Origin of the sequence: Streptomyces sp. NPDC048473, assembly GCF_043200155.1 — a bacterium.
In the GTDB taxonomy this organism is placed as follows: Bacteria; Actinomycetota; Actinomycetes; order Streptomycetales; family Streptomycetaceae; genus Streptomyces.
This window is the reverse complement of sequence record NZ_JBICXE010000007.1, coordinates 99,078-113,101: the sequence shown is the minus strand read 5'-3', so window position 1 is coordinate 113,101 and position 14,024 is coordinate 99,078. Positions and strand designations below refer to the sequence as shown.

Here is a 14,024-nt window from a genome sequence, read left to right as displayed (position 1 = left end):
TCCGGAGCGGCTATACGCGTGCCCCGTTGTCGAGCGGATCCCGGCGCGCCGCCTTCGTACCGGTCCGGCGTCCGGGGGCCCGTTTCCGGGCGGGCGGCGGGGCCTTGCTGCTCCGCTCCAGGAGGAGCGCGGCCGGTACGGCGGTCAGCACCGAGGAGTAGGTGCCGACGCAGATGCCGATCAGCAGGGCGAGTGCGAAGTCCGCGAGGGAGTCGCCGCCCAGCACGGCGAGTGCGGTCAGGATGAACAAGGCGCCCATTCCGGTGTTGACCGTTCTGGGGACGGTCTGGAGAACGGCCCGATCGGCGACCGTGGCGAGGGGGACGCGACGGGCCTTGGCCCACAGTTCCCGTAGCCGGTCGAAGACGACCACCGAGTCGTTGACGGAGTATCCGATGACGGTGAGGAGCGCGGCCAGGAAGATGCCGTCGACGGTGCGTCCGAGCCAGGCGAAGGCGCCGACCAGGATGATGACGTCGTGGACCAGCGCCCCGACCGAGGCCACGGCGAACGTCCAGCGGAACCGGATTGCCAGATACGCCAGCTGCACGAGGACGGCGATGCCGAGCGCGATCAGGGCGTTGCGCCGGAGTTCGTCGCCGAGGCTGGGGCCAATGAGTTCGTCGCGGACCTTGGTGGTTTTGCCGCCCTCCTCCGCGAGGGCGGCGCGCAGGGCGTGTTCGCCGTCGTTGTCGAGCTTTCCGGTGCGCACGGAGAGGTCGCCCGCGCCCGCCGTGGTGACCTCGGCGTCGCCGAAGCCCGCGTCGGCCAGGGCGGTGCGGGCGTGCTCCACATCGACGGGCCGGCTGGTCGAGTACTCGACCAGCCGGCCGCCGGTGAATTCGACGCCCAGGTTGACACCGCGTACGACGATGCCGAGGACGGCAACGGCGATCAGCGCCGTGGAGATCAGCAGCCAGCGGCGCGGGGAACGCATCAGCTGGGGATCGCGGCGGGTCAGCCAGGTGCGTACCCGGCCGGGGGCGGTGATGCCGTTGACGCCCCGGTAGTCGCTGACGAATCGTGAGCGTGCGGCGATCTCGGTGAGTGCGCGGGCGATGACGAGTGCGGAGAACATCGAGGCGAGCACACCGATGGCGAGTGTGACGCCGAAGCCCTTCACCGGTCCGGAGCCGAGGAAGAAGAGCAGCCCGGCCGCGATCAGCGTCGTGACGTTGGAGTCGGCGACGGCGCTCCAGGCGCCACGGAATCCGGCGGTCAGCGAGGAGCCCAGCGTGCGGCCGGGGTGCTGTGCGTGTTCCTCTCTGGCCCGTTCGAAGACCAGCACATTGGCATCGACCGCCATCCCGATGGCCAGGACGAATCCGGCGAGGCCGGGCAGGGTGAGGGTGACTCCGAGGGCGACCAGGGCCGCGTAGGAGATCAGTCCGTAGGCGGCGAGCGCGCCGGCGGCGAGCGCGCCGAAGAGCCGGTAGACGACGGTGATGAAGAGTGCGGTGGCCGCGGCGCCGATGAGGGCGGCGCGGGCGCCGGCGTCGATGGCGGCGGCGCCGAGCGTCGGGCCGACGGTCCGCTGTTCGACGGTCTCGACGGGGAGCGGCAGGGCGCCACCCTCGATGACCAGGGCCAGTTCCCGGGCATCGTCGGCGCTGAAGGAGCCGGTGATCTGGGTGGAGCCGGACGGCAGGCCGACGTTGCAGCCGACCGAGGGAGAGACCTGTGGCGAGGAGATGATCTGCTGGTCGAGGACGATGGCGACGCGGCGCCGGTCGTCCTGGACCGGGTGGCAGGCGGCCTCACCGGTCAGCCGGGTCCAGTCCCGGCCCGCGTTCTTGTGGAAGTCGAGGGAGACGGTCCAGCCTGCGCCCTGTTGGGCGTCGAACGCGGCGGTGGCGTCCTTGACACCCGCGCCGGAGAGCCGGGCCGGGCCGAGGCCGAGGGAGCGGCCCTGTTCGTCGGGGAGCGTCGGCCCGGTGCCGGCCTTGTCGTCCGCCTTGCCGTCGTTCTGCGTGGCGGGGCCCTGGACGGCGTGGAAGCTGAGCTGGGCGGTTCTGCCGATGACTTCGGCGGCCTTGCGCGGGTCCTGGACGTCCGGGAGTTCGACGATGATCCGGTCCTCGCCGGAGCGGGTCAGGGTGGGCTCGGTGATACCGAGGGAGTCGATGCGCCGACGGAGCACCTCAAGGGTGCGGTCGGTACTCTCCCGGTCCGCTTTCGCGGTGTCGGAGTCCTTGGCCTGGAGCACCATTCTGGTGCCGCCCTGAAGGTCGAGGCCGAGTCTGGGTGACATGGTCAGCGTGATGAGCACGGAGACGAGCAGAACGGCCGCAGCCAGAACCGCTCGCACCGTGGTGGCGCGAGTCATGGGTTTCCTCCGAGGGGGCGCCGGGCGCCCTCACCTCGGCGAGGACGTTCCGGCGGGTCTGTGGGACGGGGCCGGTGGCAGGACCGGTGGCCGGTGAACGGCCGTCCTCGGAGGCCCGCGTACGTCGGGGAGTGCGACGCGGAAGCGGTCGGCGGCACGAGGGGGTGCTGCGGGGGCCCGCCGGTGGGCGTGGTGCGGTACGCGGATGCCGGGTGCACCGGGCAACAGGAAGTCGGGGCCGTGCGGCGGGAGATGGTGCGGGGTGCGGGCGTGGTCGGTGCCGGCCCTGGGCCGGGGCGTCGTCGTCGGCGTCGCCCGGTGGTGGTCGGTCGCCGTGGCCGTGCGGGTGCGCCGGGTGTCGTGGGCGGTGCCCGAGCGGGCGGTCCTGTCCGCGTGCAGGGTGGGCTGATGGGCGTCGGGTGAGTACGCGGCGGAGGGCGGCACACCGGCGAACGGCCGGGCGGGGAGTACGGATCCGGCGGCTGCGGGGGCGCCGCCAACGACGGTGAGGACGGCGAGAAGGAGCGCGACGAAGACCTGCCGGGCCGCCTGTGCGGTTCTGCGGTGTGCCGGGGCGCCCGGCCGTGCCCTCGGGGGCACATTCCCCGGGGGCGGCCCCGGGAGTGGGGTCACCTCGTTCGGCCGGGCAGGGCCGGTGCCGCGCCGGCTCGGCGGAGCACGGAGCTGAGTATCAGCCCGGCGCCGCGTACGACCGTGGTCGCCGGGTCGTCGGCAAGACGTACCGGAACGCCGAGGCGGACCGCGATCCGGTCGGTGATGTCCGGGCGGGTGGCGCCGCCCCCGGCAAGCAACGGGCCCTTGCGCAGGGCCCCCAGGACGGCGCCGTGCCGGTCCTGCTTCCACATCTCGTCCACCATGTCCAGGACGGTGCGGACGACGGCGGTGGGCGGCTCGCAGGCGTCGAGGTCGCTCAGACCCGTCTCGGCCTGGCGGGCGTCGCGGACCAGTCCGTCGACGAGGAGGGTCGCCTCGGTCAGCTCGGCGCCGATGTCGACGACGAGCAGCGGGCCGCCGTCCTGCGGTCCGGCGTATGCGGCGGCGGCCCTCGCACTGTCCAGGGCGATGACGCTCGTCGGCCCGAGTGCGGCGATCAGCTCTCTTGCTGCGGCGCGGTGTTCGGACCCGGCGAGGACAGGATGGCTGAGGACGATCACGGTGCCGGTGCGGTCCGCGCCCAGGGCCGTATCGGCGATACGGCCGAGCATCCGGCCGCAGGACACGGGGTCGGCGATGCGTCCTCGCCGGACCGGGCGGCCGTGCCCCGGCCCGGCGCCGAAGTCGCCGCAGGCGTCGGTGTCGGTGATGACGCCGCGCCCGGGCATCCAGGCGCGGATCCGGGAGCTGCCGAGGTCGAGGGCGAGGCCGCGGGTGACGCCCCGGTACTCCTGGCGGACGGACCGGCCACGTCGCGGTCCGTCGTGCAGCGCACGCATCGCCCCTCCCACCGGCCTGCCAACGCAGCCGTTCGCACACCCATTGACCCGCTGGTAGCGAGGCATGACCGAGCCCTCACTATGCAATAGGGAGGCAAAGAAAGCCACTCCCTGGCAAAATCCAAGGGCTCGGGCACGGCGACGTCTCCGCCGGGTGTCACACCTCCGACGGGAGGAACCCGGCGATCAGTTCGGCGAACTCGTCCGGTGCGGCGATCCGGACACCGAGGTCCTCGGCCTTGGTGCGCTTGGATCCGGCCTTCTCTCCGGCGACCAGGAGCGTGGTGCGCTTGGAGACGCTGGACGATGACTTCCCGCCCGCTCGCTCGATCAGTTCGTTCATCTGATTCCGGGAGAGCTTCTCCAGCACGCCCGTCATGGCGCCGGTGACCACCACGTTCATCCCGTCCAGCGGCAGACCGGCGGCCCCCTCCCCGTCCGCAGCGGCAGCCGCTTCCGTGCCCTCCTCGCCCGGCTCGGGCGGCGGCGTCGCACCGGGCTCCGTCATGTTGACCCCGGCGGCCACCAGCTTCTCGATCAGCGGGGCCAGCTCCACCAGCTCCGCGACGACGCCCGCGGCCTTCTCCTTGCCGATGCCGTCGACCCGCTGGAGCTCCTCGGCGTCGGCGGCCCTGATCCGGTCCATGTCCGCGAAGTACCGGGCGATCCGCCGTGACATGGAGCGCCCGGTGCCGCGCACCCCCAGCGCGCAGAAGACCCGGGAGAGCGGCTGCGTCCGTGCCGTTTCGATGGCGGCCAGGAGGTTGTCGGTGCTGGTCTCGCCCATCCGCTCCAGGCCGAGCAGCTGCTCCCGGTCGAGGGTGAAGAGGTCGGCGAAGTCGGCCACCAGGCCGGCGTCGACGAGCTGGACGACCCGGGTGGCGCCCAGGCCCTCGATGTCGAGCTGATCACGGCCCGCCGCGTACGAGATGGAGGCGACGAGGCGGCAGTCGCGGCCGCGGACACAGCGCCAGCGCTGCTCGCTGGTGTCGATCTCGGAGCCGCACTGCGGGCATGCCTCGGGGAAGACTATGGGCTGCTCGTCACCGGTCCGCAGATGGGCGACGGGCGCCTCGATACGGGGGATGATGTCGCCCGCCTTGTAGACCATCACACGGTCGCCCAGGCGCAGATCACGGCGGGTGATGTCGGCCGGGTTGTGCAGCGTGGCGTAGCTGACGGTCGAGCCGTCGATCTCGACCGGTTCCAGTACGGCGCGCGGCGCGATGATGCCGGTCCTGCCCACGTTCCATTCGACGCCGAGGAGCCGGGTGACCTTCTCGACGGCCGGGAGCTTGTAGGCGATGGCCCAGCGCGGCGCCCTGGTCCCGGAACCGGCCTCGCGCTGGTCGGCCGCGAGATCGGCCTTGATCACGATGCCGTCGATGCCGAACGGCAACGAGGCGCGCCGGGCCGCGACTTCCTCGACCCGGCGCTGCACCTCCTCGACGGCGGTGACGGTGCGCGGTGCCACATCCGTGTCCGCCGCGGTGTGCACGCCGAGCCCGGCGACGTACTCCAGGACCTCGCTGTGCGGGAGTTCGGCGAGGGTGTCGGTCAGCTCTCCGGACTCGGGCAGCGGCAGGGCACCGTAGGCGAAGAACGTCATCTCCACCGTGTACGCGCGGTCCTTGGCGCGGAGTGTGCCCGCCGCGCCGTTCCTCGGGTTGGCGAAGGGGGCGCCGCCGTGCTCGGTCCGCACGGTGTTGGCCTGCTCGAACTGCTCGGTCGTCATGAGGATCTCGCCGCGCATCTCGATCGTCACCGGCTCGGTGAGCTGCTCGGGGAGGCCGGCCACGGTGCCGATCGCATGCGAGACGTCCTCACCCGCGGTGCCGTCGCCCCGGGTGATCAGCCGCTCCAGACGGCCCGCACGGTAACGGGCGGCGACAGCCAGGCCGTCGAGCTTCGGCTCCACGCTCCACGCGGCGACAGGCCTGCCGATCCGGCGCTCCAGCGACGCCGTCCAGGTGGCGAACTGCTCGGCCGAGAAGACGTTGTCCAGGGACAGCATCGGCACCGTGTGCGGCACGTCCCCGCTTGCAGTGCCGCCCGCCACCTTGCCGGTCGGGGACGCCTCCAGCGCCTCCTGCGGGTGCTCCTGTTCGTATGCGGCGATCCCCCGTACCAGCCGGTCGTACGCATCGTCGTCGAGCGTGCTCTCGCCCGTGGCGTAGTACGCGGCGGCGGCCTGTGACGCTTCTTCGACCGCGGCAGCGTAGGCGGCGGTATCGGCGAGCACAACAGCTGAGTTCGTCATGGCCCCCATCCTGCCGCCCACCACTGACAACGCCCTCTCAGCAGGGACAACGCCCCTCAGCCGGCCGCCTGAACCGTTCCGTCAGCCTCGTCGGCGCCACCCACCGCGCCCGGAGCGGCCAGCGGTATCTGCGGCCCCGAGCACTCCCTCAGCCAGCGCCGCAGCACCTCGTGCACCTGCTCGGCCCCCACCAGCTCCGTGCCCTGGGCCACCGGCGCCGACAGATCCGCCGGCCACAGCAGGAACGGCCGGGACTGCTCGCCGCCCAGACCACCGTGCGAGCCGATCTGCTCCTCGAAGGCGTGCACACAGCCCGTGGACCCGTCGTGCATCGAGTTGACCATGATGTCGGCGACGTGCGGGAAGGTGTCGGTGCGGCACACCGCGGCCGCCGCGCCCGGGCCGAAGGAGGCAAGCGGCCCTTCCCCGTCCTTCAGTTCCGACACCGGGACCTCGGCGCCGCCGCGGCCCAGCACCACCGATCCGTGCCGCTCGCTGCGGACCAGCAGAAAGCCGATGCCGGGGTGGTTGGCGAGGGTTCCGAGCAGTGCGGGACGGCTCCGGTCGAGCTGTTCGCGCGAGGCACGTCCCTCGATGTCGGGGAAGGAGATCAGGCCGAGGTTGCCGGAGGCGAGGACGACCGGGTCGGACGGCTTTGCGCGGTGTTCGGCCTTGCCCTCCTCGACCGGCCGGTGCAGGGCGATCCGTACCGCGTCACGCGCCTCCGAACCGCTGCGGGTGCGCTGCGCCCGACGAGGTACGGGCAGCCCGCAGCCCGCCCGCACCAGGTCCTTGAGCGTCAGCCCGTACGCCCCCGCGAAGGTCTCGCCGGGGCTCTGTCCGTGGTCGGAGAGCAGCACGATCCGGTAGGTGCGCGGGGTGTGTTCGGCGACCTTGACGATCAGGGCGAGCGAACGGTCCAGGCGCGCGAGCACCTTCTCCGCGTCGCGGCTGTTCGGTCCGGAGTGATGCGCCACCTCGTCGTACGCGACCAGGTCGGCGTAGACGGCGGCGCGACCGGCGAACATGTCCCCGATGACGGCTGCGACCACCACATCGCGTTCGACGACCGTCGCGAAGGCCCGGATGAAGGGGTAGAGCCCGCCGCGCTTGATCCGGGGCGTGTCCTTCCGTATCCGCGCCCTGGTGGACTGGCCGATCTCGCGGCAGACCTCGGCGGCGAACGACAGCGCGGTACGGACGGCGTTGGCCGGATCGGAGAAGTAGGCGAAGTACCCGGCGCGGGAGCGGCGGCCCTTGCCGAGCCGGGCCGCCATGGACAGGACGAGCGCCAGCTGGTCGGCGCCGCCGCTGAAGAGGTTGCCGCGGCTGGCACCGTCGAGCGTGAGCAGCCCGCCGTCATGGGTGCGTGCGATGGCCCGGCGCTGGAGTTCTATGGCGCTCGCGGGGCGGCTGGAGACCATGACGTCGCCGGTCTCCTTCTCGTACCAGCGGAAGGCGGGGACGTCGTGGTTGCTGCCGTGCAGGATGCCGAGCTGGCTGGCGCCGGTCTGGCTGGACCAGTCGGTGCGCCACGGGGTGAGCCGGTGGCCCTCCTTGTCGGCGAGCCAGTTCGTGACGGTCGGCATCAGGCCGGATTCGGCCGCCCGGGCGAGCACGTCATGGCCGACGCCGTCGAGCTGGATGAAGACGGTGCCCGGCGGTCCGCTGCGCCCGCTGTCCGCACCGCTGCGTCGGCGGCGGCGGTCGGCGAGCCGTGAGAGCCGGCGCCGGTAGGCGTTGTCGTCGCGGACGGCCAGCGCCGTGGAGGTCGCGGAGGCGACGGCGGACATCACGGCCGCGACGACGACCGCGGTCTCCGGGTTGGCGGCGCCGCGCCCGTCCGGGATGAGCCGCAGGGCGACCAGCAGCAGCGAGCCGTTCAGGAAGAAGACGAGCATCCCGAGGACGAGTGCGGGCACGACGAGCAGCGCCCGTACCAGGACCGGCCAGACCAGTGCCGAGAGCAGACCGAACGCTCCGGCGCCCCAGGCCGCGGTGAACGCGATCTTGGTGATGCTGTCGCCGTCGTCCGACTGGAGCTGGAAGTCCGGCAGAATCCCGGCGAGCGCCAGCATCGTGAGCGTCGAGACCGCCCACACCACAACCACTCGCATCAGGGCGCTGCCGGCTGTTCGCCATCGCCCGTCACCCACGCCGTTCCACCTCACGTCCGGACCCCGCCGTTCCGGGCCCTGTCCCCCAGCTTTTCACAGCGCGGCCGCGGGCCTCCTGCGGCAGCGGGCAGGAGACCGGTCAGCAGCCGTCGTATCCGGCGGTGGGCATGGAGAGCCTGCGGTGCACACTCGCCTTCGTACGGGCGTTGTACGGCGGCTCGTCCAGCCCCGCGATCTCCAGCCGTACGCCGCGCCGCTCGCACTCCGCGGCGAACTCCGGCACCGAGGTGAGGGCCCGCGCCAGCACCCGGTCGTTGGCGGCGACGAAGAGTTCGACATCGCCGCTCTCGACATCCGTCCACAGGGAGTGGTGGTCGGGGCGCAGCCCGTAGAAGCGCAACTGTCGGGTGACGACGTATCCCTTGTCGGCGGCCCAGCGGGCGCACATGTCGTGCTGGCTGCGGGTGTCCACGAGGAACGGATCGCTGTCGAGCTCTTCGAGCGGCGTGAGACTGGCGATGGCCGCCACCCGTACGTCCGTTGCGTCCCCCATGTCCGTTCTCCCCGTGCTAGGCGTACGGGCGACCCTACCCCTCCGGCTCCCGTACAAAAAGGCGCATGTCGGGACGGGAGGAGTGCGGAGTACGGGCACGGAACGCCGGTGCGCCCCCGCCCCGGGACTTCGCCGGACGGGGCGGGGCGCACATGGGACGGGTGGGTCAGAGCGACGTCATGACGTGCTTGATGCGGGTGTAGTCCTCGAAGCCGTACGCGGAGAGGTCCTTGCCGTACCCGGACTGCTTGTAGCCGCCGTGCGGCATCTCGGCGACGAGTGCCATGTGGGTGTTGATCCACACGCAGCCGAAGTCGAGGTTCTTGGACATCCGCATCGCCCGTGCGTGGTCCTTGGTCCATACGGAGGAGGCGAGGGCGTAGTCGACGCCGTTGGCGTACGCGACGGCCTGGGCCTCGTCCGTGAACGACTGGACGGTCATGACCGGGCCGAAGACCTCGTTCTGGATGATCTCGTCGTCCTGCTGGAGGCCGGAGACGACGGTCGGGGCGTAGAAGTAGCCCTTCTCGCCGACCCGGTGGCCGCCCGCCTCGACCTCGGCATGCTCCGGGAGGCGGTCGATGAAGCCGCTGACCTGGGCGAGCTGGCCGGCGTTGTTGAGCGGGCCGTACAGCACGTCCTCGTCGTCCGGCTGCCCCGTCTTCGTGTCGGCGGCGGCCTTGGCCAGGGCGGCGACGAACTCGTCGTGGACGGACTCCTGGACGAGGACGCGGGTCGCTGCCGTGCAGTCCTGGCCGGCGTTGAAGAAGCCGCCGACGATCAGGTCCTCGACCGCCTTCTCCAGGTCCGCGTCCTCGAAGATCACCGCCGGGGCCTTGCCGCCGAGCTCCAGGTGGACGCGCTTGACGTCCTTGGCCGCACTCTGCGCGACCTGGATGCCGGCCCGTACCGAACCGGTGATGGAGGCCATCGCCGGGGTCGGGTGCTCGACCATCGCTCGGCCGGTTTCGCGGTCGCCGCAGATGACGTTGAAGATGCCGCGGGGCAGCTCCAGCTCCTCCAGTACGCCGCCGATGATCTCGGCGATCAGAACGGTGGAGGCCGGGGTGGTGTCGGACGGCTTGAGGACGACGGCGTTGCCTGCGGCGAGCGCGGGCGCGAACTTCCACACGGCCATCAGCAGGGGGTAGTTCCACGGCGCGACCTGCGCGCAGACGCCGACCGGCTCGCGGCGGATGATCGAGGTGAGCCCCTCCATGTACTCGCCGGCCGAGCGGCCTTCGAGCATCCGCGCCGCACCGGCGAAGAAGCGGACCTGGTCGATGGCCGGGGCCAGCTCCTCGCTGCGGGTGAGGTGGAGCGGCTTGCCGGTGTCACGGCTCTCGGCGGCCACCAGTTCGTCGGCCCGCGCCTCCATCGCGTCGGCGATCTTCAGCAGGGCCAGCTGCCGTACGGACGGGGTGGTGTCCCGCCAGACGGGGAACGCGGCAGCGGCGGCTGCCATGGCCGCGTCGACGTCCGCATCGCCGGAGAGCGGGGAGGTCGCGTAGACCTCGCCGGTGCTGGGGTCCACGACGTCGAGGGTGCGGCCGTCCGAGGCGTCCGCGAAGACGCCGTCGATGTAATTGCGGAACGTGGTGCTCATGGAACCGGTCTCTCTCGTGGTCGGGCGGCGGTAGCGGTACGGGTGGGATGCTCGGTCGGGCAGTTGTACGAACGGAGCGCTCGGTCAGGCGGCTGTACGGGCGGACAGGTGCTCGTGGACCGCGGGCCAGCTGCCGTCGGCGGCGCGGGCGAACACGATCGTCTCCCGCTCGTGGACGGTCTCCTCGCCGGCCCGGGTGGCGATCGTGGTCTCCACGTCATGGCTGAAGACGGCCGTGGTGCCGTAGTGCTGGATCAGCTGTCCGGTCGAGGAGCAGCGCACGATGCGGAAGTCGTCCTGTGCCACCCACTGCTGCCACAGCGTCCGGTACTCGGCGGTGGAGCCGAGCCGCTGCGGGGTGGAGTGGAAGACGAACGTGGCGTCCGGGGCGAAGGAGCCGAAGTAGTCGTCGAGGCGGCCTTCGGCGAAGGCGGCGATCAGCGCGTCGGCAGCGGCCTGGACTTCCTGGACGTGGGTGGTGCTCATGTACAGCTCCTGGTTACGGGGCGGGGCAGGCGTCGGAGGCCGGGCCGTTCAGAGCGCGGTGGCCGGTTCGGCGGCGACGGTCTCCTCGTGCGGGCCGCCGGTGATGGACGGAACCGCCGTGTCCGAGGCCCTGACGAATCGGGGGCCGTCCGGGCCGTACACCCCGCGCGGCTCGGGGAAGAGGGTGAGCAGGCCGAGGTAGACCACGGCCGCGAGGGCCAGGCCGACCGGCAGGGAGATGTCCGCCCCGTTCGCGAGGTTGCCGAGCGGGCCGACGAACTGGCCGGGCAGGTTGGTGAACAGGAGCGCCACACCGGCGGAGAGGAACCAGGTGGACATCCCGCGCCAGTTCCAGCCGTGGTTGAACCAGTAGCGGCCACCGGTCTGGCGCCGGTTGAAGACCTGGAGCGCGTCCGCGTCGTACCAGCCGCGCCGGGTGACGTAACCGAGTGCCATCACGATCATCCACGGGGCGGTGCAGGTGATGATCAGCGTCGCGAAGGTGGAGATGGACTGGGCGAGGTTGAGCGCGAAGCGGCCGATGAAGATGAAGGCGATCGACAGGGCGCCGATGAAGAACGTCGACTGCACCCGGCTGAAGCGGGTGAAGACGCTGGAGACGTCGAGGCCGGTGCCGTACAGGGCGGTCGTGCCGGTGGACAGGCCCCCGATCAGGGCGATCAGGCAGAGCGGCAGGAAGTACCAGCCGGGCGAGATGGCGAGCAGTCCGCCGACGTAGTTGGGCGCGGCCGGGTCGACGTACTTGGCGGCCTTGGACGCGATGATCGAGGCGGTGGCGAGGCCGAAGACGAAGGGCAGCAGTGTGGCGATCTGGGCGAGGAACGCGGCGCCCATCACCCGGCGGCGGGGCGTCGTGGCCGGGATGTAGCGGGACCAGTCGCCGAGGAACGCACCGAAGGAGACCGGATTGGACAGCACGATCAGCGCGGCGCCGATGAACGACGGCCAGAACAGCGGGTCGGCGGTCGAGGCGAAGCTGCCCGCGTAGCTCGCGTCGAAGTCTCCCGCGAAGGCGAAGGCGCCGAGGACGAAGAGCGCCGATGCGGCGATCACCGCGATCTTGTTGACCATCAGCATAAAACGGAAGCCGTAGATGCAGACCACCAGGACGAGCCCGGCGAAGATCGCGTATGCAATGCCATACGTCACATTGGACTCGGGCACGCCGGCGAGTCGGTGTGCGCCGCCGACGAGTGCGTCGCCCGAGGACCACACCGAGATCGAGAAGAACGCGACCGCGGTGAGCAGCGAGAGGAACGAGCCGACGATCCGGCCGTGCACGCCCAGGTGGGCGGAGGAGGAGACGGCGTTGTTGGTGCCGTTGGCCGGGCCGAACAGCGCCATCGGGGCGAGCAGCAGCGCACCGGCGACAAGGCCGAGCAGCGTCGCCGCGAGTCCCTGCCAGAAGGAGAGCCCGAACAGGATCGGGAAGGCGCCCAGCACGCACGTCGCGAAGGTGTTGGCGCCGCCGAAGGCGAGCCGGAAGAGGTCGATCGGACGGGCGGTGCGGTCGGCATCGGGAATCCGCTCGACACCATTGGTCTCGACTTCGGTGATCGAAGCAGTCACGTGCGCTCCACCTCTTGTTCATGGGGACGGTTCCACAGTCTGTGGCCCCGGACGACGGTCGACAATTGTGCACATCACAGAGCACTACGCTGTTGTCTGTGGCCAGCGACAAACTCACCGTTGAGGATCTGCTCTCCTTCCCCGCTCTTCAGCTCTCCGTGAAGGCGGGCAGCAGCGGTCTGGGCCGCTCCGTGTCCTGGGCGCACGCCAGCGAACTCGCCGATCCGACGCCCTGGCTGCTGGGCGCCGAGGTGATCATGACGGCGGGCCTGGCGGTCCCGCGTACCGCCGCCGGACAGCGCGCCTATCTGGAGCGGCTCGACGACGCCGGTGTCTCCGCGCTCGCCCTGTCTGCGCAATTGCACATGCCACCGCTGCACGACGCTTTCTTCCGGGCGGCCGAGGAGCGCGGCTTCCCGGTCCTGGAGGTCCCGCTCGCCGTCCCCTTCATCGCGGTCTCCCAGGAGGTCGCCGCCTCGGTCCAGGAGGACGCCAGGCACCGGCTCGGCGCCCAGCTCCAGGTCTTCGGCTCGCTGCGCTGGCTGGTCGCCGAGGATCTCGACACGCCGACGCTGCTGCGCCGTCTGGAACGCCTCTCCGGTTACGACGTGTATCTCTGCACGCCCCAGGGGCGCCCCCTGCTGCCCGGCGTTCCGGTGCCGGAGCCGGGTGTCCTGCCCGCTTCCGTGGACGCTCCGCCGACCGTCCCGGGCGGGTTCGTGCTGCCCGTGCCGGCGCCCGGCGGCCCGGCGGGATTCCTCGTCGCGTACGAGCGGGAGGGCGCCCAGCCCGCCGGGCTCGCCGTCGTCCAGCACATCGCCACGGTGGCGGCGCTGCGGGTCGCGATGGTGCGCAACGAGCGCGAGACGCTGCGCCGCGAGGGCGCGGAGACGCTGGCCGAACTCCTTCAGGAGGTACTGGACCCGGAGGCGGCCCGGCGCAGACTCGCCCGGCATGCGATCGAGGGCGACACCGTGCTGATCGTGGTGCGGCAGACCACGGACGAGGCACTGCTGCGCTGTCTCCAGGACCATCCGCATCTGCTGCTCACCTGGGGTACGGACCGCTATGTCCTGGGGGCACCGCAGCTGGCCGCGGAGATCGGTGAACTGCCGGACGTGGCGGCCGGGATGAGCCGCCCGTTCCTGCCGGGCGCCCCACTGCGGGTGGCTCAGCGCGAGGCGCTCTGGGCGGTCTCGAAGGCCGTCGAGTCGGGCCGCTCCGTGGTCCGCTACGGCGACGACTCCCTGGGCCGCTGGCTCCCCGACGACCCTGCGGTCCTGACCGCGCTGGTCGAGCATGTGCTGGGCGAGGTCCTGCGCTACGACGAAGCCCATGACTCGCAGCTGCTGGTCTCGGTCCGTACGTGGATGGAGCGGGACCGCCGCACGGAGACGGCGGCTGCCGCGCTCCACATCCACCCGAACACCCTCGCCTACCGGCTGCGCCGCTTCGGCACGCTGACCGACCGTGACATGGCATCCACGGGGGCCCTGGCGGAGGTCTGGCTGGCCATTCAGGCGGCGGGGGCGCTGGGCCTCACCGACTGAGAGTGACCGGCCGAAGGCAACGACCGGACGGAGCCGGGTCACCCGTTCCGGTCACGGCACTAGGCTCGATGCCAGGGCCGGA

10 protein-coding genes are annotated in these 14,024 nt (G+C 71.5%); 1 reads left to right on the top strand and 9 read right to left on the bottom strand.

Annotated features, from left to right (window positions below; genetic code table 11):
- Positions 1-10: 10 nt before the first annotated feature.
- From secD to ACGFU7_RS14890, 9 genes are all read right to left on the bottom strand, one after another.
- Complete coding sequence (secD, locus tag ACGFU7_RS14930; RefSeq protein WP_393695780.1) at positions 11-2,326, bottom strand: protein translocase subunit SecD; 2,316 nt, start codon at positions 2,324-2,326, stop codon at positions 11-13.
- A gap of 30 nt (positions 2,327-2,356) precedes the next feature.
- Positions 2,357-2,926, bottom strand: a complete 570-nt coding sequence (locus ACGFU7_RS14925; protein ID WP_393695778.1) for a hypothetical protein — start codon at positions 2,924-2,926, stop codon at positions 2,357-2,359.
- A gap of 29 nt (positions 2,927-2,955) precedes the next feature.
- Complete coding sequence (locus ACGFU7_RS14920; RefSeq protein ID WP_393695776.1) at positions 2,956-3,780, bottom strand: rod shape-determining protein MreC; 825 nt, start codon at positions 3,778-3,780, stop codon at positions 2,956-2,958.
- Between the two features lie 157 nt (positions 3,781-3,937).
- A complete protein-coding gene (gene ligA / locus ACGFU7_RS14915) occupies positions 3,938-6,049 on the bottom strand; it encodes an NAD-dependent DNA ligase LigA (protein ID WP_393695775.1) in 2,112 nt (703 codons plus the stop codon).
- Positions 6,050-6,096: 47 nt separating this feature from the next.
- Complete coding sequence (locus tag ACGFU7_RS14910) at positions 6,097-8,196, bottom strand: phage holin family protein (RefSeq protein WP_393695773.1); 2,100 nt, start codon at positions 8,194-8,196, stop codon at positions 6,097-6,099.
- A gap of 100 nt (positions 8,197-8,296) precedes the next feature.
- Positions 8,297-8,710: a hypothetical protein gene (locus tag ACGFU7_RS14905; protein ID WP_393695772.1), complete on the bottom strand. Its 414-nt coding sequence runs from the start codon at positions 8,708-8,710 to the stop codon at positions 8,297-8,299.
- A gap of 166 nt (positions 8,711-8,876) precedes the next feature.
- Complete coding sequence (locus ACGFU7_RS14900) at positions 8,877-10,316, bottom strand: gamma-aminobutyraldehyde dehydrogenase (RefSeq protein ID WP_393695770.1); 1,440 nt, start codon at positions 10,314-10,316, stop codon at positions 8,877-8,879.
- An 84-nt stretch (positions 10,317-10,400) separates the two neighbouring features.
- The gene (locus tag ACGFU7_RS14895) at positions 10,401-10,802 is read right to left on the bottom strand and encodes a YybH family protein (protein ID WP_393695768.1); all 402 of its coding nucleotides are present in this window, start codon (positions 10,800-10,802) and stop codon (positions 10,401-10,403) included.
- A 48-nt stretch (positions 10,803-10,850) separates the two neighbouring features.
- Positions 10,851-12,392 carry a purine-cytosine permease family protein gene (locus ACGFU7_RS14890; RefSeq protein ID WP_393695766.1) on the bottom strand — a complete coding sequence of 514 codons (1,542 nt, stop codon included), beginning with the start codon at positions 12,390-12,392 and terminating at the stop codon, positions 10,851-10,853.
- A gap of 98 nt (positions 12,393-12,490) precedes the next feature.
- Between ACGFU7_RS14890 and ACGFU7_RS14885 the strand changes: the two genes are divergently transcribed.
- Entirely contained in the window at positions 12,491-13,942 is a 1,452-nt protein-coding gene (locus ACGFU7_RS14885) for a PucR family transcriptional regulator (RefSeq protein WP_393695764.1), read from the top strand.
- The last annotated feature ends 82 nt before the right edge of the window (positions 13,943-14,024 follow it).

What these genes read in the sequence shown, in the direction of transcription:
- secD (WP_393695780.1), bottom strand. Translation starts at nt 2,326, where the DNA reads ATGACTCGCGCCACCACGGTGCGAGCGGTTCTGGCTGCGGCCGTTCTG.
- ACGFU7_RS14920 (WP_393695776.1), bottom strand. Translation starts at nt 3,780, where the DNA reads ATGCGTGCGCTGCACGACGGACCGCGACGTGGCCGGTCCGTCCGCCAG.
- ligA (WP_393695775.1), bottom strand. Translation starts at nt 6,049, where the DNA reads ATGGGGGCCATGACGAACTCAGCTGTTGTGCTCGCCGATACCGCCGCC.
- ACGFU7_RS14905 (WP_393695772.1), bottom strand. Translation starts at nt 8,710, where the DNA reads ATGGGGGACGCAACGGACGTACGGGTGGCGGCCATCGCCAGTCTCACG.
- ACGFU7_RS14900 (WP_393695770.1), bottom strand. Translation starts at nt 10,316, where the DNA reads ATGAGCACCACGTTCCGCAATTACATCGACGGCGTCTTCGCGGACGCC.
- ACGFU7_RS14895 (WP_393695768.1), bottom strand. Translation starts at nt 10,802, where the DNA reads ATGAGCACCACCCACGTCCAGGAAGTCCAGGCCGCTGCCGACGCGCTG.